Genomic DNA, 19,958 nt, shown 5'->3' on the forward strand with positions numbered 1-19,958 from the left:
GAAACACATAATATTATGGCTTTAGAAATGAAAGTCCCTTCTCCGGGAGAATCCATTAGCGAAGTTGAAATCGCAGAATGGTTAGTAAAAGATGGAGACTATGTAGAAAAAGATCAAGCTGTCGCAGAAGTAGATAGCGATAAAGCAACTTTGGAACTTCCAGCAGAAGCCTCAGGAATTATCACCTTCAAAGCCCAAGAAGGCGATGTTGTTCAGGTAGGCGATGTAGTTTGTTTAATTGATACAGAAGCTGAAAAGCCATCTGGCGGTGACGATAAAAAAGAAGAATCTAAGTCAAAAGATTCTTCTAAAGACTCTTCAGAAGATAAAAAAGAAGATAATAAAGAAGCCCCTAAAAAAGAAGAAACGTCAAGTTCAAAAGAGGAAACGTCAGCTTCAAAAGAAACTAAAGAGGAAACCTCTTCTTCTAAAGAGACTTATGCAACAGGAACGCCTTCTCCAGCCGCTAGGAAAACCTTAGACGAAAAGGGAATCGACTCTAAAGATGTGAAAGGGACAGGCAGAGATGGTAGAATTACCAAAGAGGACGCCGTCAACGCAGAAGCAAAACATTCTATGGGATCTCCAGGTGCTGGAAAACGCAGCGAGACGAGGAGTAAAATGTCTATGTTGAGACGAAAGGTAGCGGAGCGTTTGGTAAGTGTTAAAAATGAAACGGCTATGTTAACGACTTTCAACGAAGTCAATATGCAGCCTATTTTCGATCTTAGAACTCAGTATAAAGAGAAATTTAAAGAAACTCACGGCGTTAGTCTTGGTTTTATGTCTTTCTTCACCCTAGCAGTTGTTCGTGCATTGGACAAATTTCCTTCTGTCAATAGTATGGTAGATGGTAAAGAAATGATTACTTACGATTATAAAGATATAAGTGTTGCGGTTTCGGGGCCTAAAGGCTTGATGGTGCCAGTAATGCGTAATGTCGAAAATCTTGGCTTTAGAGGGGTTGAGCAAGAAGTAAAACGTTTGGCAACTCGCGCTAGAGATGGTAAGATTACGATAGATGAAATGACTGGAGGAACCTTTACCATTTCAAATGGAGGTGTTTTTGGGTCTATGTTATCTACTCCGATCATTAATCCTCCGCAAAGTGGGATTTTAGGAATGCACAATATTGTAGAGCGCCCAGTCGCTATAGACGGTAAAGTTGAAATACGCCCAGTTATGTACGTTGCTCTATCTTACGATCATAGAATTATTGATGGCCGTGAATCTGTTGGATTCTTAGTCGCTATTAAAGAGGCTTTAGAAGATCCTAAAGAATTATTGATGAACGGAAATGTAGAAAAAGCATTAGAGCTTTAATCTATAGATCTTTTTAAATCACTTACAACCCTGAAGTTTTACAAAGCTTCAGGGTTTTTTGTTTCTGTTTTAAATTGGATTTGCCCCCTTTAACTTCCGTGGGTTTCGATACATTTCTTAAGGGTTTTTAGTTGGCTTAGGATATCCAGCTTGGTGAGGAACATTAACTAAAGGTTTTACGTTGAAAAGAGCTGTTTCAATTATTGAAGCGGCACTTTTATGTTACAAACAAGTTTTACTTTAAATAGAGGCGACTGATTTTTTTAATCGATAACCGCTTTGCCTTTTTAAGAATATCGATACCGATGATGCCGTGAACTAGTTCAGCATCATAATTGCTTAAGGCTTTATTGACCTTTGATAAGTCATTTATAATTGATAGAATCTCTAAAAATCGCAATTACAGCAATTTGGTTGTATATTTACAACAAAACTATTGTAATGAGTGATGTCCTTAAAACAAAGCCTTTCAATACAAAAGTAAGTATTGATAAAGCTAAGCTGAATAATAAGAATATCCAGAAATGGATTTTAATTGCTGATGGTAAAACTTTTGCCTGGTCAAATAGGTTAGAGAGAGTTCAAGTAATTCGGAAAGGGATCCCTTACGACTCCATAGGGAGTATTAGTAAGAAAATCAACAGCCCTGTCAAAACAGTTTTAAATATTGTGGGGGTTCCTCAAACTACTTACAACAAGAAAAAAAGTAATCATTCTTTATTGGATAGCCGGGATAGTGAACTCGTATTAAGGATTTCTGAAGTAATTGATTACGGTATTGATACTTTTAATAATGAGGATGAAAAATTTCAAAGATGGCTTCATAAACCAAATCTCTCATTAGGAGGAAGTCCTCCAATTAAATTCTTTGATACGATAAGCGGAATAAACGAAGTGAAATTTTGTTTGAGCAGAATAGAATACGGAAACTTTGCTTAATGAAACTCTATCGAATTGAACGAAAAAAATATCTAAAATCGACATTGACAGGGATTGGAGCTTCGAAATCAAAAGGGTTCAGATGGAATAGTGAAGATACACGATTAATCTACACTGCTGATACAAGAGCCCTTGCCATGTTGGAAGTTTCAGTTCACTTAGACATAAGTGAAGATTTACCTGATGATAGATATTTTGTTGAAATTGAAATACCAGATGATATCTCTGCACTTGAAGTGAAATTAAAAGATCTACCAGAAAAATGGGATTCAAAACCCCCATTACTTGTTACACAAATAATTTGTGATGACTTTGTTCTAAATAATGAAGCAGCAATTCTCAAAGTGCCAAGTTGTATAATTCCTCAAGAACACAATTATCTAATTAACCCACTTCATCCAGATGCTGAAAAGATCAAAATTATAGGTCAAACATCGTTAAAATTCGATGAAAGATTTAAAAAATAGCGACTTATGGTTAAAGCCAATCATCTACTCAGCAAGATCTATTTTACTTCAAATACAAATAACTCTTACTTTAAATAGAGGCGACTGGTTTTATAATCGATAACCGCTTTTCCTCTTTTAAGAATATCGGCTCCTATGATGCCGTGAACCAGTTCAGCATCATGATCGCTTAAGGCTTTATTGACGTGAGAGAGATCGAATAAAATTAAATCGACTTTTTTTTTGGTCCACTTGCCAATGCTTACTTTGTTACTGGTAGACGTTTTGGTAAGCATATTGGTCGCCCCCGCTCCAGCAGCTTTGATATTACTATCTTCAGAAAATAAATTGAAATGCTCTGCATAAATAAAGTCGATACAAGAACTGGAAGCCCCAGTATCTATGATAAAACTTCCTTCAACACCGTTGATGAGGACTTTACATTCAAAATGATTAGTTTCAGTAGTATTCATCTTAAGTGCTTTATACTTCTTTTCTAGTAAAAATGATTTTAAGGAAGACATTTATAGAGTTTTCGGCAAATATAAAGTTTCGTTTTAAATAAATTTGCCCTTATGATAATTACAGATACACATACTCATTTATATTCTCAAGCTTTTGATGAAGACAGAGAAGAAATGATCCAAAGAGCACTAGATAATGAAGTGAAACGGTTTTTTATTCCTGCTATAGATTCAGAAACAACCCAAGCCATGTACGATTTGGAACGTCGTTATCCAGAGCAAATGTTTTTGATGATGGGATTGCATCCAACCTCTGTCTCCGAAACCGTGGAAGAGGAGCTAAAGCATGTGGAGGAACAACTCAAGAAAAGAAAATTTTATGCCATTGGTGAAATTGGTATAGATTTGTATTGGGATAAAAGTTTCTTAGAAGCTCAGAGAAAAGCCTTCAAGCGTCAAATTCAACTCGCTAAGTCTTATAAACTTCCTATTGTGATTCACTGTAGAGAAGCTTTTGATGAGGTGTTTGAAGTCCTTGAAGAAGAGAAAGGAAAGGACTTACACGGAATTTTCCATTGCTTTACAGGAACAAAAACGCAAGCCGAACAAGCTATAGGGTACAATATGAAATTAGGAATAGGGGGGGTGTCGACCTTTAAAAACGGTAAAATAGATCAGTTTTTAAATGAGATTGACTTAAAACATATTGTTCTGGAAACAGATTCGCCTTATTTAGCACCAAAGCCTTATAGAGGGAAGCGAAATGAAAGTGCTTATGTGTTGAAAGTTGCGGAGAAATTAGCCGAACTTTACGACTTAAGCCTTGAGGATATTGCCCTACAAACCACAAAAAACTCAAAGGAGGTCTTCGGAATCTAATATAGCATCAGTTATGTCTAAAATCTTACTCGTTTATACAGGTGGTACAATTGGGATGGTAAAAAATCCTGAAACTGGTGCCCTTGCGGCTTTCAATTTTGACGAGCTTTTGTCTAATATTCCCGAGTTGAAATTATTGGAACACGATATCAGTACGGTAAGTTTTGAAGAACCTGTGGATTCTTCAGATATGGATATAACAGATTATGTAAAGTTGGCGGAGTTGATAGAAATCAATTTTGAAGACTACGATGGATTTGTCGTTTTGCACGGAAGTGATACCATGTCTTATTCTGCCTCAGTAATTTCTTTTATGTTCGAGAATTTAAAAAAACCTATTATTTTTACAGGATCTCAACTTCCTATAGGTGACTTGCGTACAGATGCAAAAGAAAATTTGATTACTAGCATACAGTTAGCTGGTCTTAAAGAGCAGGGGGAAACCGTTATTAAAGAAGTTGGACTTTACTTTGAATATAAACTTTACAGGGCAAATAGAACGACTAAAGTGAATGCAGAGCATTTTGAAGCCTTCGCGTCTTCAAATTTTCCTCCTATTGCAGAATCGGGTGTTAATCTCAAGATCAGCTACGATAAATTGATCAAGCCCAATGTGAGAAAGAAAATGCTAGTTCATAAGCTCTTAAATGATAATATTCTCATATTGAAACTATTTCCTGGAATTAATTATAAAACTTTAAGTCATATTTTTAACATTCCGCATCTCGAGGGGATTGTTTTAGAAACTTTTGGGAGTGGAAATGCGAAAACAGATCCATGGTTTTTGGAGCTTTTAAAGTCGGTTATAGATCGAGGAGTGAAAGTTGTAAATGTGACTCAGTGTGTTGGCGGGTCAGTGATAATGGGCAAATACGCTACGAGTGCGGGCTTAAAAAACATTGGAGTTATAAGTGGAGGAGACATTACGACAGAGGCTGCTGTCGGGAAAATGATGTATCTTTTGTCCAAAAAATTGGGGCCTAAAGTATTTAAAACTATATTTGAAACTTCACTACGTGGAGAAATGAATTAAAAAATTAACGCTCATTTCTTCTTGTAAAACTATTTTTTTTTATTTATTTGCTATGCGTTAATAAATGTTCATTTTAAAACTAGAGAGGTGACCGAGTGGTCGAAGGTGTGCGCTTGGAAAGCGTATGTTCCGATTGTATCGGAACCGAGGGTTCGAATCCCTTCCTCTCTGCTGTTCACTTACAAACTAAAATCATTTAAACACTAATTATTAATTCTAAGACAGACAACAATGAAAAGATTATTTTCAATTTTAGCCATTTTGGCAATCATGGCAGTTGGTAACACAACTTTAACTGCAGCAAACACTTCTGAAGTTTTTACAGAAGCTGCTGTCAATTTCGTTCAAGATGATGCGAGTGCTTCCGCAGAAGGTTCTGAGGAAAGCGTAGGATTCCATCAAGAATTAAAAAACCGTTTCATTGAAGGTGGACCTGGATTTATGGGTATCGTACTTCTTTGTCTTATTCTTGGATTAGCGATTGCTTTTGAAAGAATCATTTACTTAAACTTAGCAACAACTAACTCTAAAAAGCTTGCTCAAAGCGTTGAGGATGCAATGAAGAGTGGTGGTGTAGAGGCTGCAAAAGATGTTTGTAGGAATACAAGTGGTCCAGTAGCGTCTATCTATTATCAAGGTCTAGACAGAATGCATGAAGGCGTTGAGGCTTCTGAAAAAGCTGTCGTTGCTTATGGTGGAGTTCAAATGGGACAATTAGAGAAAAATGTATCCTGGGTATCTTTATTTATCGCTCTAGCACCAATGCTTGGCTTTATGGGTACTGTAATAGGTATGATTCAAGCTTTTGATAAAATTGAAGCAGCGGGTGATATGCAACCTTCTTTAGTAGCAGGTGGTATTAAAGTCGCCCTTTTAACAACTGTATTTGGTCTTGTTGTAGCTATTATTCTTCAAATATTTTATAATTATATCATTGCTAAAATTGATAGCATTGTGAATGATATGGAAGATGCTTCAATTACACTTATTGACATTTTAGTTGCACATAAAAACAAATAATCAGTATGAACAAAATATTTAATATCATAAAAATCGTTTTCGGTGTTGTGGGAGCTATCCTTTTTATAAGGATTCTCAACGCTGGGGACGAGGCGATAGAAGCAGATGCAGCCTTACAAACTAGTGTTTTGGCTCCGTTTATGTGGGTATCCTACATTATTTTAGGAGTGACTGTATTAGCTGTTCTTTTCTTTGCTATTAAGGCTCTTTTTACAGGGAATATTAAGAAAACACTGTTATCATTAGGTGGATTTATCTTAGTTATAGTTATTTCCTACGCCGTTTCTAGCGGAACTGAAACAGCCATGAGGGACGGAGATATTTTATCTGCTAATGGATCTAGATGGGTAAGCGCAGGATTAGTAGCTTTTTACATCCTTGCAGCACTGGCCGTATTAGCGATGTTTTTATCTAGTGTGAGAAAAATCATAAACAAATAATTATGGCAAAAAGAGCAGCACCAGAGGTAAACGCTGGATCCATGGCGGATATAGCTTTCCTTTTGCTTATCTTTTTCTTAGTCACAACAACTATAGAAACTGATAGCGGAATTACAAGGAAATTACCTCCTATAGATGATGAACAAGAAGAGCCACCAATACTGAAGGAACGTAATATCTTTGTTGTCCTTGTCAATTCCAATGGTGATCTTCTAGTTGAAGACGAGATTATGGAGTTTAAGAATCTTAGACAAGCCACTATTGATTTTCTTGATAATGGTGGAGGACTAGGTGACGAAGCTTGCGATTATTGCCAAGGCCCTAGACTTACTAGCTCATCAGATAATCCTGTAAAAGCTGTTGTTTCCTTACAGAACGACAGAAAAACTCAATACGGAAGATATATAGCAGTACAAAACGAACTTGTCGCTGCCTATAACGTCTTAAGAGATAGAGAGGCGAATAGATTATATAACATCGATTTTACAGAAATGGAAGATGATTACAACGATCCAGAATTTCAAGGGGATAAGGATAAGTTGAAAGAAAGAATTGGTGTTATAAAAGAGTTATTCCCACAAAAACTATCTGAAGCAGAACCTAAACGATAAAAATTTGAGCACTTATGTCAAAATTTAAAAAGAAAGGTGAGGGAGGAACCCCAGCAATTTCAACTGCATCCTTACCGGATATTGTTTTTATGCTTTTGTTCTTTTTTATGGTGGTTACTGTAATGAGAGACAATTCTCTTAAGGTTCAAAATATTTTACCTTTCGCAGACCAAGTCGAAAAATTGGATAAGAAAAATCTGATTATGTATATCTATGCGGGGAAACCTTCACCAAGATATCAAGAGACCTTTGGTACAGAAGCCAGAATTCAATTGAATGATAAATACGCAAGTATCAGCGATGTACAACAATTTATAAAAGAGGAACGTCTCTCTAAGCGTGAAGAATTACGTGATAAGTTGACTACCGCTTTGAAAGTTGATAAAGAAACTAATATGGGGTTAGTATCCGACATCAAACAAGAATTGCGTAAAGCAGAAGCATTAAAAATTAATTATACTACTAAACAAGGTGAAGCATCGCTTAATTTAGAATAAGCACTTGTTTTACTGAACTTAAAAAGGCATTTCTTAATTAGAAATGCCTTTTCAAGTTTATAAACTAGCTTATCTTTCCTTTATCTTTGTTGTTCATGAAATTTATAGGTCTCCTTTTCTTCTTCTTTTCTTTTTCTTCGCTTCTTGCTCAAGATGAGCTTGAGTGGTTGAAAGAAAATAAAAATGATTCGCTCTACAGGGAGGATCAATTTTATTTTGGGTTTAGCTTCAATTTTTTGACAGAATTACCCTCAGATGTTGAACAATCTGGATTTTCTGGGGGTCTTATGTTTGGATACATTAGAGACATGCCCATTAATAAAAGACGCAATCTGTCAATTGGCTTAGGGCTTGGTCTTAATCTTAATACATTTGGTCAATCTCTTCAGGTTAATTCTAATGCGGGTCAAGATATATTTCTTCCTATAAATCCCGATCGCGACTATAATGTCAACCGCTTTACGACCAATATCGTTGAAGTACCCCTAGAGTTGCGGTGGAGATCTTCAGACATAGATAAGTATGCTTTTTGGAGAGTTTATCTTGGCGTTCATGTTGGCTATGTATTTCGCTTTAAATCTACTTTCGAGTCGGTTGAAGAACAATATACTGTTACAGATGTTGATGCTCTTAATTCTTTTAGAACCAGCGCTAAACTTACTTTTGGTTATGGTGCCATCAACTTTTTTGTAAACATGAGTCTTACCCCAGTCTTTGACGGTGAAATTGAGTCGACAGGAGAGCGTGTGAGCATTACCCCTATAAAGGCAGGTCTCGTATTTTTCTTTCTATAGCTATACCCAATAACTGAAGAAATATAACTGAGGTAAAATCCCTGCTATAATCCCTAAAAAGATCTCTGGGACCGTATGTGCGTTTTGAAACACTCTAGATGAACTCACAACGCCTAAGAATAGAGTAAAAAATACAATAGACAGGAGCATGCTTACATGAAAGGATAAACTCAAGCCAATAATAAAACAGGTTAATCCACTTATCCCTAAAGCATGCAGGCTTATTTTTATGCTAAACATACTAAAGAGCAAAGAAATAATACCAGAAAATAAGATGCCCGAGAAAAAATAAAATAGAGTTCTATAGTTGTAGACGTCTATAATTCTGTTGAGTAACACTAAGATCAAAAGGATAAAAAGCATCAAAAATAATCGCCTTTCTCTGACTTTGGAAAGTTCATAATCCGAAATGAGTTTTAAATTCTTAGATATAAATAGAAAAACTATGGGTAAGAAAATAGTAAGAATGGAAATGGCAAGTAGTTTTGCCGTGATGAGTTGGTTATCTAAGTAGTTTGGAATGGCATAGAAGTAATACAAGCACCCGAGTAATGGCATCCAGAGTGGATGGCCAAGAATGGAAACTGCTTTAGAAAATCGCCTTAGTGATTTCATATTTCCTTACGAAGTCTGGCTACAGGCAAATCCAATTGTTCTCTATATTTAGCAATAGTTCGTCGAGCTATAGGATAACCTTTCTCTTTTAAAATCTGAGCCAATTTAGCATCGGTATGCGGCTTCTTTTTGTCTTCTGAATCAATAGTCATTTCTAAGATTTTTTTAATCTCTCTAGTGGATACTTCTTCCCCTTCTTCGTTTGTCATTGATTCTGAAAAGAAACTTTTAATCAAAAAAGTTCCATAAGGTGTTTCCACATATTTGCTATTAGCCACTCGAGAAACAGTACTGATGTCCATATTGATTTTCTCTGCGATATCTTTTAGGATCATCGGCTTCAAGCTCCTTTCATCACCAGACAAAAAGTAGTCTTTTTGATGAATCATAATAGAATACATGGTAGAGTACAAGGTGTCTTGTCTTTGTTTTATAGCATCGATAAACCACTTTGCAGAATCTAGTTTTTGTTTGATGAAAAAGACTGCTTCTTTCTGTTCTCTCGTTTTTTTAGTAGACTCTTTGTATCCCTTCAGCATATTGGAATAATCACGTGAAATATGCATTTCTGGCGCATTTCTACCATTCAAGGTGAGCTCCAGCTCTCCATTTTTTATGTGAATGGCAAAGTCTGGAATGACATGCTCTACCGATCTACTATTTCCGGAAAAAGAAGCGCCAGGTTTTGGGTTGAGATGTTCAATTTCTTCAATAGCTTCTTTGAGTTTTTCTTCGGAAATAGAAAATTTTTGAATGAGCTTTTCATAATGCTTTTTACTGAACTTATCAAACGCCTCATCAACGATTCTGTAGGCTAAGTCAGCGCTCTCTGTCTTATTTTTTCTGTGAAGTTGAATCAATAAACATTCTCTCAAGTCTCTAGCGCCAACTCCAGCTGGGTCTAGAGATTGAACTATTTTCAGAACCTTTTCTACGGTTTCTTCGTCGGTATAGATGTTTTGGGTGAAAGCCAAATCATCTACAATATCTATAAGGGAACGTCTTATATATCCACTATCATCAACGCTACCTACTAGAAAAAAGGCGATTTCTTCTTGATTTTCTTTAAAACTAAAGGTTTGTAATTGTGTTTTAAGAAATTGAGAAAAGGAGGTCCCAGAGGCATAAGGGACTTGTTTGTCTTCGTCGTCGGCACTGTAATTATTGGCCTTTAATTTATAACTAGGAACTTCATCATCACTCAAATAATCATCTACATCAAATTCTGTTTCAATAATATCCCTTTCCTCTTCGGTATTTTCATTACTGAATTCATCTTCAAATTCATCCTTTTCCTTGCCAGCATCCAAGGCAGGATTTTCTTCATATTCCTGCTTTACTCTTTGCTCAAAGGCCAAGGTAGGAAGCTGTATCAGCTTCATCAACTGGATTTGTTGAGGGGATAGTTTTTGTGATAACTTTAAATTTAGGCCTTGTTTGAGCATTATGTTTTAGTCAATTTTTTACTTGTTCGACGGAGAACCCTAATCAAAATTAGGTTAGGTTACTGCATTTCAAATCTAAAAGATTACAAACTCCTATTTATAAATTTAACGAATTTATGTGGTAATTCTGTTTCGAAACTTAATCTTTTATTGGTTTTAGGATGATGGAGCTCGAGAGAGGAAGCAAATAACATTAGCGTGTTAGATGTTTTAAGGGAACCATAGGTTTTGTCACCAACTATAGGATGACCTATTTTTGAGAGGTGAATTCTCAGCTGATGGGTTCTCCCGGAGCTAGGCTTCAAGCTCAATACACTGAAATCCTCTTGATTTATTTTAAACGCCTTTTCAACCCTATAGTTGGTAGAACTTTGTTTTCCATCAATATCTAGGCTTATGACATCACTAAGAGGATCGAAGTGTCCTTCAACGATAGCTAAATAGGTTTTATGAACCTTATTGTGCTCGAATAAAACTGAAAGGAAGGATTTTGAAGTTAAGGTTTTAGCAATTATCAGTAGGCCAGATGTAGGATTATCGAGTCTATGAACGGGCTGTGGATAGGGGAGTTTATCTTTTTCTGAAGAGACTTTTAGATTAAAGGCTAAGGCGTTTTCAATGGTTTTGAAATAATTCCCATTGGTAGGATATCCTTCAGGCTTATTCACCACAGCCATAGAGTCGTCCTCAAAAATAACCTCGAGTCGTAATGGAAAAACTTTCTTTTTATGATGAAGCTCTTCGGCATACAATTCCAAAATTTGACCTTGTTCTATCCAATCTGATGTTTCAGCAACTCGACCATTAAGAAAAATAAGTCCCTTCTTAATGGCCTTTTTTAGAGCACTCTTAGTTTTAATTGACTCAAACACAGTAAATCCATAGTCCTGAAGCCGGATCTTTTTTTCTAGGGCTAACACGTGATGACTTTCAATGCAATCTCCTGGCTTAAAATTCTGCATTTTGAGGGCTTCTAGGGTAAGGAATAACATCTCTTATGTTCGACATTCCTGTAGCAAATAACACAAGACGTTCAAAGCCTAATCCAAAGCCAGAGTGAACACAAGTTCCAAATTTTCTGGTGTCCAAATACCACCACAACTCTTTTTCATCTATCCCAATTTCTCTCATTTTAGAAAGTAAAACATCGTAGCGTTCTTCTCTTTGTGAACCTCCTGCGATTTCACCAATACCGGGGAAAAGAACATCCATGGCTCTTACGGTTTTGCCATCGTCATTCAGTCGCATGTAAAAGGCTTTGATATCAGCTGGGTAATCATAAATCACAACTGGACAGCCAAAATGTTTCTCTACGAGATAGCGCTCGTGCTCACTTTGTAAATCTGCCCCCCATTCTTCAATGATATAATTGAATTTTTTCTTTTTGTTAGGTTTCGAATTTCTTAAGATATCTATAGCCTCTGTATAGGACACTCTTTTGAAATTATTTTTGAGGACAAAATCTATTTTTTCACGCAGAGGCATCGGTGATCTATCTTTTTCTGGCTTAGATTTTTCCTCTTCAAGAAGTCTGTTTTCCAAAAATTCTAAATCAGATTTACAATGCTCTGTAATATATTTCAAGACATATTGGATGAAATCTTCGGCTAAATCTATATTGCCTTCTAAATCACAAAAGGCGACTTCTGGTTCAATCATCCAGAATTCCGCTAGGTGTCTAGTCGTATTGGAGTTTTCTGCTCTAAAGGTAGGTCCAAAGGTATATACTTTTCCTAGGCCCAATGCATAAGTCTCAGCTTCCAATTGACCGCTAACCGTTAGATTGGTTTCTTTTCCGAAGAAGTCTTGGGAAAAATCAATCTCGCCGTCTTCAGTTTTTGGTGGGTTTTTTAAGTCTAAGTTGGTAACTTTAAACATTTCTCCTGCTCCTTCAGCATCACTTCCAGTAACAATAGGCGTGTTCACGTAATAGAAACCGTTGTCATTGAAGTATTGGTGTACAGCAAAAGATAGTTTGGATCGCATTCTCATTACCGCCCCAAACGTATTTGTTCTTACTCTCAAATGAGCTTGTTCTCTTAATTTTTCAAAAGAGTGCTTTTTAGGCTGAAGAATGGTTTTCTTCACATCTTCTGGATGAGCTTCTCCAAGAATGTCGATGGATTTCACTTCCAATTCTACACTCTGTCCTTTTCCCTCACTTTCTTTTAAAGTTCCAGAAACAGAAATGGCAGCACCTGTTGTTATTTTTTTTAAAACTTCATCATCTGTATTTTCAAAATCGACGACGCATTGTAAATTCTCTAAACAAGATCCATCGTTTAAAGCGATAAACCGATTACTCCTAAAGGCTCTCACCCAACCATTAACTTTATAGTCCTGTAGAACTTGATCGCTTTCTATTAGCTCAACTACCTTTTTAATTATCATTTTGTTTGTTTTAAGAGAAAGGCAAAGATAATTTTTTCCCTAAGGCTTTACAATACCTTTCTCTAAATAGATGAAGAGTCTTAACTTGTACTCATTTTAGAATCTTGTGGTAATTATGATTAAAAAGCTTGTTGATTTTCGAGAAAGCTTCATATCTTTGTTTAAAATCATTCTAAATAAATGTTGACGATCGCTAGTTTAAAAAAAGGACAGAAGGCTATTATTGGTGAGATGACTTCTCAGGATATACCACTTAAGCTCTTAGAAATGGGGTGTTTGCCAGGAAATCATGTTGAATTGATACAGATTGCTCCCTTTAAAGACCCGCTATATCTCAATATTAATGATACTTTTTTATCGATTAGAAGAGAAACAGCAAAGCTGATTCACATTGAACTTATTCCTGATGAGTAAACAAATAAATGTCGCTCTAGTTGGGAATCCCAACACAGGTAAAACTTCAGTATTTAATAACTTGACCGGTCTCAACCAAAAGGTGGGGAACTATCCTGGCATTACTGTCGAGAAGAAAGAAGCGGTTGTAAAACTCTCTAGAAACCTGAAAGCTCATGTTCTAGATCTTCCAGGCACCTACAGTCTTAATGCAACTTCTTTAGATGAAAATGTGGTCATTGAACTACTGTTGAATAAGAATGATAAAGATTACCCAGATGTTGTTGTCGTTATAAGTGATATCGAAAATTTAAAGCGAAACCTTTTACTGTTTACCCAAATCAAGGATTTAGGTTTGCCAACCATCTTAGCTATCAATATGGCAGATCGTATGGATAGGAAAGGCATTCAGCTAGATGTGGGTTTACTAGAAAAACGGCTGAAGACCAAAGTTAATCTTATAAGTGCTAGAAAAAATAAGGGATTTACTGAGCTTAAGCAATCCATATTGGATTATCAAAAACTATCTGTGACTCCTTGCCTAGAGGCTTCAAAAATAGATAAACAGTATTTTGAGTCTTTAAAGAAAGCTTACCCTAACCAAGATTTATACAAATTATGGTTGGTGATTACTCAGGACGTCAATTTTGGTAAAACCAATAGAAATAGGATTTCATCAGAAAATGGATTCAAACCAAAATCAGATTCAGAAATTAAACGCCTTCAGCAAAAGGAAACTATAAAGCGGTATCAGTTTATCAATGAAACCTTAAAAGAAACCTTGACCAAGAATTTAGCTTTAGCAAAAGGCTTAAGAGCTTCTATAGATAGGCTCTTGATTCATAAAATTTGGGGTTATGTGATTTTTTTAGCTATTCTTTTTTTGATTTTCCAGACTATTTACGATTGGTCGACTTATCCCATGGATTTTATTGACGAAAGTTTCTTGGCGCTGAGCGAATACGTAAAAGATGTTTTCCCTGTAGGAATGCTTTCAGACCTAATTTCTGAAGGAATCATACCAGGAATAGGAGGGATCGTTATTTTTGTTCCACAAATCGCCTTTTTGTTTTTGTTCATTTCTATTTTGGAAGAAACGGGTTATATGAGTCGAGTCGTCTTTTTGATGGATAGAATTATGCGAAAATTTGGGATGAGTGGCAAGAGTGTTGTCCCTCTAGTCTCAGGGACAGCCTGTGCTATACCCGCGGTTATGGCTGCAAGAAATATAGAGAGTTGGAAAGAAAGGCTAGTGACCATATTGGTGGTTCCTTTTACTACTTGTTCTGCAAGACTTCCTGTATATCTTATCATTATAGGTTTGGTGATTCCAGACGAGCGTTGGCTTGGAGTGTTTAATTATCAAGGAATTACCTTGATGCTTTTGTATCTGCTTGGCTTTGTGACTGCCGTTGTTTCTGGTTGGTTAGCTAGCAAAATGCTAAAAATTGAATTTAAGTCCTATTTCGTAGTTGAAATGCCAGATTATAAGATGCCCATTTTTAAAAATGTATTTTATACGGTGATCGAAAAAACTAAATCTTTTGTTTTTGGAGCTGGGAAAATTATTCTTGCGATTTCTATTATTTTGTGGGTTTTGGCAAGTTATGGCCCAACGGATGATTTTGATAACGCTGAATCTATAGTCACTGCATCTTTAGATGTGACAGAGCTATCCCAAGAAGAAATCAATACTGAAATCTCATCCTATAAGCTCAAGAATTCTTATATTGGATATGCCGGTAGAGCGATAGAGCCAGCTGTTATTCCTTTAGGTTACGATTGGAAAATAGGAATAGCGATCATCGCTTCCTTTGCAGCCCGCGAAGTATTTGTAGGAACCTTAGCGACGATTTATAGTGTGGAAAATGATAATGAGCAAACCATAAAAAACAGAATGGCAGCAGAGACCAACCCAATTTTAGGAGGTCCATTATTTACCTTTGCAAGTGGTATTAGCCTGTTGCTATTTTATGCCTTTGCAATGCAGTGTATGAGTACATTAGCTATTGTAAGAAGAGAAACCGGAACCTGGAAGTGGCCGATGATACAGCTATTTGGAATGTCTGGATTCGCTTATGTAGTTGCTCTAATAGCTTTTCAAATTTTAAAATAATAAATTGATGTTACAAGAAATTCTAGTTCTTCTTATTTTTATGACAGCCGTAGCTTTTTTGATTAAGAAATTCTTCTTCAAGTCTAAAACGGCCTCATCCTCATGTGGCTCTGGAGATTGTGGGTGTAAAGACTAGCTTTGTTTGAAGGTGTAAACAGCTTTTGGAGTAATGCAATAATCTAAAGCAATGTCATAATCATCGACTTCTAAAATATCCTCGTCTGGAGGAAAAAAAGAGAGACCTACTTTGATGACGTCTTTTTTACAGCTCGATAAAAATCTATCGTAGAATCCTTTTCCATAACCCACTCTGTTTCCTAAAGTATCATATCCAAGTAAAGGAACAAAGACAAGATCCAGTTGTTGAGGATCTATTTTAATTCCATTTACAGGTTCAGGAATATTCCATTGGTTAAGTTTCAGTTTAGTGGTATCTGTCAGTAAATAGTGCTCAAGATCTTGACCTCTCATTTTTGGGATTACCACATTGGCGTCTTTTCCAAAGATAATATGAAGTATATATTCTGTATTGATTTCCTTTTGGTTTTCAATAGTAAGAAAGATATGGTAAAATTCTAAATCCCAAATGTCGAGTTTTAAACTTTGGTTGGCAATTTGAAGGCTAAACTCATCAATTTGGTCTAAGGAAAAATCACTTCTTAGCGCTTTATATTTTTGTCTTAGACTGGTCTTATCCATCTGCATCGTCTTTGGAAATATGAAAAATCGCATCACCTTGATAAACGATGGGGGACTGGTTGGCATTGATGATATAACCTGTGTTGCTAGCCTTTACCTTATGCCTAAAACTTCCATAGGGATCTGTAATAGTGGCTACAAATTCTCCTCGTTGAACGAATTTACCAATGGGAATCTTGATGTGAAGAAGTCCGCTATATTTGGCTCTCATCCAATAGGTACTGGAAATAAATTTTGTTGAGTCTACAGGATCCTCAGCATCAAAGTTAGATTTCAGCATGTCAAAATGTTTCATTATTCGCTTTAAACCATCTACGCCGTACTTTGAAATGTGTTTGCTGCTATCTTGAGATTTTCCACCTTCGAAGAGAAGTATGGTCTTACCTTGTTTGAGACAAGTGCTGCGGTAAGAATTTTTGATGGTTGAAGAGTAAACAGTAAACGGAGCGTTGAAGACTTTGGCGAGATCCTCAGAAGCTTTGTCGGTTTTGTCTACGCGAATTTGCGCAGCATTAAAACGACTAGCACCGCCAGTGTGAAAATCGAAGCAGTGATCTGCAAGAGGCAGAATTTCAGTTGCAAATTGATAAGCAAACCGACTTGCTAAAGCTCCTTTTTTGGATCCAGGGAACATGCGATTAAGGTCTCTGCCATCTGGAAACTCCCGTTTCATATTCAAAAATCCGAAGACATTGAGAACAGGTACACAAATAACCGTTCCTCGAGTAGGCTTATGAATACCTTTGGCTATAAATTGCCTTACCGTTTCTACACCATTAATTTCGTCGCCATGAATTCCAGCAGTTACCAAAAGGACTGGGCCCGGTTTTTTTGCTCGTTCTATAATTATAGGAACCTCTACAGAAGTTGTTGTGTATAGTTTTGCAGTATTAAAATTGATACGCGCCTTTTCTCCTGGAAATACTTTTCTCTCTAGGATGTGAAGAACATTTTTAGAATCGATGTGTGGCATTACACATTTTTTTCAATATACTGAATGATAGTCTTGGCAATATCTTTTCCTGTTGCTCTTTCGATACCTTCTAGTCCTGGAGAAGAATTTACTTCCAAAATTAACGGACCTCTAGAACTTTGTAATAAATCGACTCCCGCCACTCCTAGACGCATAGCTTTAGCAGCTTTTATAGCAGCAATTTCTTCTTCGTCTGTAAGTTCAATGACCTCTGCAGAACCTCCTTGGTGAAGGTTTGAACGGAATTCTCCTTCTTTCCCCTGTCTTTTCATAGCACCAACAACATGGCCATCCACCACAAATACTCGTATGTCTGCCCCTTTAGCTTCTTTAATAAATTCTTGGACAATCACTCTAGCCTTAAGACCATTGAAGGCCTCAATAACAGATTTGGCTGCATTTTTAGTTTCGGCCAAAACCACTCCTAGACCTTGTGTGCCTTCTAAAAGCTTAATCACCAAAGGTGTACCTCCAACTTGTTGAATTACCCCATTCACATCTCTAGAATAGTTGGTAAAGACAGTTTTTGGAAGGCCAATTTTTGCTCTAGATAAAACTTGTAAGCTTCTTAGCTTATCCCTACTTCTCACCAAGGCTTCAGACTCTATAGTACTAAAGGCTCCCATCATTTCAAACTGTCTTACAACGGCAGTCCCGTAGAAGGTAACCGAAGCTCCAATTCTAGGAATAATAGCATCGGTGTCTAGAATATACTCTCCCTTATAGTAGATGTTTGGATTGCGTTTTTCTATAACTAAATCACATTTTAAGGGATCAATAACTTGAACGTCATGTTTCCTCTTTTTAGCGGCTTCTACAAGTCTTTTCGTAGAATATAAATTTGGATTTCTCGATAAAATTTTAATGTTCATGCTGGAAATTATTGTAGGATATATTCTTTAATTCTGGGTCAACTATAAATTTTTTATTCAAGAATTTACGCCCCAAAAGTACGGGATGTTTCATCTCTTTTCTATTGCTCAAAGAAAGTGAAATTTTATAAACTTTTCCGAAAATTTCTATGTTAGACTTTATTTCATATCTTTTTTGAGCAATTCCATTACTGCTTTTTACTCTTATTTTATTGTAATTACTGAAAATGAAAGGCTTGTGGTTGTATTTTGAAGGCTCTTCATCTAAAAAAATACAGTGCAGACCATCTTCTTTTTCCTCCATATTCTCGCAATGAATTGACGACGTATAAGCACCAGTATCCACTTTTATAGAGATGTCCTTTAAGTTTAGGTCAGGAAAATTTGCTTTGTCTAATCTTCCAATTATTTTTTTCTTCATAGTGTCGCAAATTACAAAAATGAAATTCAATACAATTTTAAGACTTAAATAATATTATATTTATCAAAAATTTAATCTCATGTCTACCGAAGATTTTTACGAAAATATAAGAAAATCAACAAAACTTAATCACTTCGCCAACTTAGTCACCCTTGCTGCCATAGATGGAGAAATAAAGCCAATTGAAGAAAAGTTATTAAAGCGTTTTTCAAAGAAATTTGATGTTTCTGAAGAGAACTATGAAAAAATACTCGATAATTCAGCTTCATTTCCAGTGTATGCTATCAATTCTAAAACCCAAAGGCTAGAATATCTATTTGATTTGCTTAGGATCATTTATGTCGATAGAGAAATGGACGAAGCTGAGGAATTTTTAATTATCAAATATGCTGTAGGCCTTGGTTACTCTGAAGATCAGTCACGAAGCATTGTGAACAAATCCAAAAAGCTTTTTGAAGGAAACTTTTCATTCGATTTTTATAAGTATTTTATAGAATCTGAAGATTAAGCTCCAGTAGTTTCAGCCTCTTTTGGATGAGCTGCTTTCATGAAGTCTTCCGCTTTCTCTACCATTTTCTTACTTCCGCAGAAAAAAGGAACACGTTCGTGCAACTCTGTAGGTTGGATATCTAGGATTCTTTTAAAACCATCGGAGGCCTTTCCATTCGCTTGCTCAGCGATAAAAGCCATAGGATTGCATTCGTAAAGTAATCTTAGTTTTCCTTTTTCTGCACTCGAGCTTTTAGGATACATGTAAATGCCTCCTTTTATCATATTCCTGTGAAAGTCCGACACTAAGGACCCTATATATCTAGAGGTATAGGGATCTTTATCGCGTTGAGCCTGGCAGTATTTAATGTAGTCTTTGACGCCCTGAGGGAAGTGAATATAATTCCCTTCATTAATGGAATAAATCTTTCCATCGTCTGGAAACTTCATGTCAGGATGAGAAAGATAATAAGTTCCAATAGCTGGGTTAAGCGTAAATCCATTTACGCCGTGACCCGTTGTGTAAACCAGCATTGTGGAGGTGCCATAAATAATATATCCTGCAGCAACTTGTTGATTCCCTGGCTGGAGGAAATCCTGCATTTCTACAGGCTGTCCAATAGGTGTAATCCGTCTATAAATTGAAAATATAGTACCTACCGAGACATTTACATCTATATTGGAACTCCCATCAAGTGGATCCATCAAGACCACATACTTGTTTTTATGATCTTTATTGTTTCCCTGTATAGTAATATAATTGTCATTTTCTTCTGAAGCAATACCACAAACTATCTCTCTATTGATTAGGGTTTGTATAAAGGTATCGTTGGCATAAACATCCAGTTTTTTCTGATCTTCACCTTGAATGTTTTGGCTACCATAATCACCGACGATATCTACTAAACCTGCTTTATTTACCTCATGGTTAACCACTTTGGCGGCTAGTCTGATAGAATTGATGAGTCTGGAGAGCTCCCCAGATGTATATTTAAAAGATTCTTGATTTTCAATTATAAACTCTCCGAGAGTTTGATTGGTTTTTTTCATAGCGAAAACGTTGTAGCTGCCCCAAAAGTAGAAAAAAAACACAATGTA

The 19,958-nt window shown here is 36.2% G+C and carries 24 protein-coding genes and 1 tRNA gene; 15 read left to right on the top strand and 10 right to left on the bottom strand.

Annotation, left to right across the window (positions count from 1 at the left end; genetic code table 11):
* The first annotated feature begins 15 nt into the window (after positions 1-15).
* The 3 genes from odhB to PGOND44_RS09040 all read left to right on the top strand — a co-directional run bounded on the left by odhB (position 16) and on the right by PGOND44_RS09040 (position 2,729).
* A complete protein-coding gene (gene odhB / locus PGOND44_RS09030) occupies positions 16-1,323 on the top strand; it encodes a 2-oxoglutarate dehydrogenase complex dihydrolipoyllysine-residue succinyltransferase (RefSeq protein WP_003440453.1) in 1,308 nt (435 codons plus the stop codon).
* 441 nt (positions 1,324-1,764) lie between these two features.
* On the top strand, positions 1,765-2,262 hold the full coding sequence (gene parS, locus PGOND44_RS09035; RefSeq protein WP_003440457.1) for a type II RES/Xre toxin-antitoxin system antitoxin: 498 nt from the start codon (positions 1,765-1,767) through the stop codon (positions 2,260-2,262).
* Entirely contained in the window at positions 2,262-2,729 is a 468-nt protein-coding gene (locus PGOND44_RS09040) for an RES family NAD+ phosphorylase (RefSeq protein ID WP_003440460.1), read from the top strand. The genes parS and PGOND44_RS09040 overlap by 1 nt, the downstream gene beginning before the upstream one ends.
* Before the next feature lie 65 nt (positions 2,730-2,794).
* Here the strand turns inward: PGOND44_RS09040 and PGOND44_RS09045 are convergent, their stop codons facing one another.
* The gene (locus PGOND44_RS09045) at positions 2,795-3,232 is read right to left on the bottom strand and encodes a retropepsin-like aspartic protease (protein ID WP_003440463.1); all 438 of its coding nucleotides are present in this window, start codon (positions 3,230-3,232) and stop codon (positions 2,795-2,797) included.
* 51 nt (positions 3,233-3,283) lie between these two features.
* On the opposite strand from PGOND44_RS09045, the gene PGOND44_RS09050 reads away from it, so the two are divergent.
* From PGOND44_RS09050 to PGOND44_RS09085, 8 genes are all read left to right on the top strand, one after another.
* Positions 3,284-4,051 (top strand): TatD family hydrolase, encoded by a 768-nt coding sequence (locus PGOND44_RS09050; protein ID WP_003440466.1) that lies wholly within the window; start codon positions 3,284-3,286, stop codon positions 4,049-4,051.
* A gap of 13 nt (positions 4,052-4,064) precedes the next feature.
* Positions 4,065-5,084, top strand: a complete 1,020-nt coding sequence (locus PGOND44_RS09055; protein WP_003440469.1) for an asparaginase — start codon at positions 4,065-4,067, stop codon at positions 5,082-5,084.
* 81 nt (positions 5,085-5,165) lie between these two features.
* A tRNA-Ser gene (locus tag PGOND44_RS09060) sits at positions 5,166-5,255 on the top strand.
* A gap of 60 nt (positions 5,256-5,315) precedes the next feature.
* Complete coding sequence (locus tag PGOND44_RS09065; RefSeq protein ID WP_003440472.1) at positions 5,316-6,104, top strand: MotA/TolQ/ExbB proton channel family protein; 789 nt, start codon at positions 5,316-5,318, stop codon at positions 6,102-6,104.
* Positions 6,105-6,109: 5 nt separating this feature from the next.
* Positions 6,110-6,544, top strand: coding sequence for a hypothetical protein (locus tag PGOND44_RS09070; RefSeq protein ID WP_003440474.1), 435 nt, complete (start codon positions 6,110-6,112; stop codon positions 6,542-6,544).
* 2 nt (positions 6,545-6,546) lie between these two features.
* On the top strand, positions 6,547-7,155 hold the full coding sequence (locus tag PGOND44_RS09075; protein WP_003440476.1) for an ExbD/TolR family protein: 609 nt from the start codon (positions 6,547-6,549) through the stop codon (positions 7,153-7,155).
* Between the two features lie 14 nt (positions 7,156-7,169).
* Complete coding sequence (locus tag PGOND44_RS09080; protein WP_003440477.1) at positions 7,170-7,652, top strand: ExbD/TolR family protein; 483 nt, start codon at positions 7,170-7,172, stop codon at positions 7,650-7,652.
* Between the two features lie 95 nt (positions 7,653-7,747).
* Positions 7,748-8,446, top strand: a complete 699-nt coding sequence (locus PGOND44_RS09085; protein ID WP_040555972.1) for a porin family protein — start codon at positions 7,748-7,750, stop codon at positions 8,444-8,446.
* On the opposite strand, the gene PGOND44_RS09090 is transcribed toward PGOND44_RS09085, so the two are convergent.
* The 4 genes from PGOND44_RS09090 to asnS form a co-directional block, all read right to left on the bottom strand.
* Positions 8,447-9,061 carry a hypothetical protein gene (locus PGOND44_RS09090; protein ID WP_003440482.1) on the bottom strand — a complete coding sequence of 205 codons (615 nt, stop codon included), beginning with the start codon at positions 9,059-9,061 and terminating at the stop codon, positions 8,447-8,449.
* Positions 9,058-10,506 (bottom strand): RNA polymerase factor sigma-54, encoded by a 1,449-nt coding sequence (gene rpoN / locus PGOND44_RS09095; RefSeq protein ID WP_003440485.1) that lies wholly within the window; start codon positions 10,504-10,506, stop codon positions 9,058-9,060. Before rpoN ends, PGOND44_RS09090 begins: the two co-directional genes overlap by 4 nt.
* Before the next feature lie 83 nt (positions 10,507-10,589).
* Positions 10,590-11,468 (bottom strand): RluA family pseudouridine synthase, encoded by an 879-nt coding sequence (locus PGOND44_RS09100; protein WP_003440488.1) that lies wholly within the window; start codon positions 11,466-11,468, stop codon positions 10,590-10,592.
* The gene (gene asnS, locus PGOND44_RS09105) at positions 11,455-12,897 is read right to left on the bottom strand and encodes an asparagine--tRNA ligase (RefSeq protein ID WP_003440491.1); all 1,443 of its coding nucleotides are present in this window, start codon (positions 12,895-12,897) and stop codon (positions 11,455-11,457) included. Before asnS ends, PGOND44_RS09100 begins: the two co-directional genes overlap by 14 nt.
* Positions 12,898-13,077: 180 nt before the next feature.
* Here asnS and PGOND44_RS09110 point away from each other — a divergent pair, with 180 nt between their 5' ends.
* From PGOND44_RS09110 to PGOND44_RS15320, 3 genes are read left to right on the top strand one after another with little or no spacing between them, the layout of a single operon-like run.
* Positions 13,078-13,311: a FeoA family protein gene (locus PGOND44_RS09110; protein ID WP_003440494.1), complete on the top strand. Its 234-nt coding sequence runs from the start codon at positions 13,078-13,080 to the stop codon at positions 13,309-13,311.
* Positions 13,304-15,406 (top strand): ferrous iron transport protein B, encoded by a 2,103-nt coding sequence (gene feoB / locus PGOND44_RS09115; protein ID WP_003440503.1) that lies wholly within the window; start codon positions 13,304-13,306, stop codon positions 15,404-15,406. The genes PGOND44_RS09110 and feoB overlap by 8 nt, the downstream gene beginning before the upstream one ends.
* A gap of 7 nt (positions 15,407-15,413) precedes the next feature.
* A complete protein-coding gene (locus PGOND44_RS15320) occupies positions 15,414-15,542 on the top strand; it encodes a FeoB-associated Cys-rich membrane protein (protein ID WP_081606522.1) in 129 nt (42 codons plus the stop codon).
* Here the strand turns inward: PGOND44_RS15320 and PGOND44_RS09120 are convergent.
* From PGOND44_RS09120 to PGOND44_RS09135, 4 genes are read right to left on the bottom strand one after another with little or no spacing between them, the layout of a single operon-like run.
* Entirely contained in the window at positions 15,539-16,105 is a 567-nt protein-coding gene (locus PGOND44_RS09120) for a 5-formyltetrahydrofolate cyclo-ligase (protein ID WP_003440505.1), read from the bottom strand. The genes PGOND44_RS15320 and PGOND44_RS09120 overlap by 4 nt on opposite strands.
* The gene (locus PGOND44_RS09125) at positions 16,098-17,078 is read right to left on the bottom strand and encodes a succinylglutamate desuccinylase/aspartoacylase family protein (protein WP_003440506.1); all 981 of its coding nucleotides are present in this window, start codon (positions 17,076-17,078) and stop codon (positions 16,098-16,100) included. Before PGOND44_RS09125 ends, PGOND44_RS09120 begins: the two co-directional genes overlap by 8 nt.
* Complete coding sequence (gene rimK / locus PGOND44_RS09130; RefSeq protein ID WP_003440508.1) at positions 17,078-17,950, bottom strand: 30S ribosomal protein S6--L-glutamate ligase; 873 nt, start codon at positions 17,948-17,950, stop codon at positions 17,078-17,080. Before rimK ends, PGOND44_RS09125 begins: the two co-directional genes overlap by 1 nt.
* The gene (locus PGOND44_RS09135; protein WP_003440510.1) at positions 17,940-18,371 is read right to left on the bottom strand and encodes an ATP-dependent zinc protease family protein; all 432 of its coding nucleotides are present in this window, start codon (positions 18,369-18,371) and stop codon (positions 17,940-17,942) included. The genes rimK and PGOND44_RS09135 overlap by 11 nt, the downstream gene beginning before the upstream one ends.
* A 79-nt stretch (positions 18,372-18,450) precedes the next feature.
* Between PGOND44_RS09135 and PGOND44_RS09140 the strand changes: the two genes are divergently transcribed.
* On the top strand, positions 18,451-18,879 hold the full coding sequence (locus PGOND44_RS09140; protein WP_003440512.1) for a tellurite resistance TerB family protein: 429 nt from the start codon (positions 18,451-18,453) through the stop codon (positions 18,877-18,879).
* Here PGOND44_RS09140 and fbp read toward each other — a convergent pair.
* Entirely contained in the window at positions 18,876-19,910 is a 1,035-nt protein-coding gene (gene fbp / locus PGOND44_RS09145) for a class 1 fructose-bisphosphatase (protein ID WP_003440513.1), read from the bottom strand. The genes PGOND44_RS09140 and fbp overlap by 4 nt on opposite strands.
* Positions 19,911-19,958: the final 48 nt, after the last annotated feature.

Origin of the sequence: Psychroflexus gondwanensis ACAM 44 (assembly GCF_000355905.1) — a bacterium.
GTDB lineage: Bacteria > Bacteroidota > Bacteroidia > Flavobacteriales > Flavobacteriaceae > Psychroflexus > Psychroflexus gondwanensis.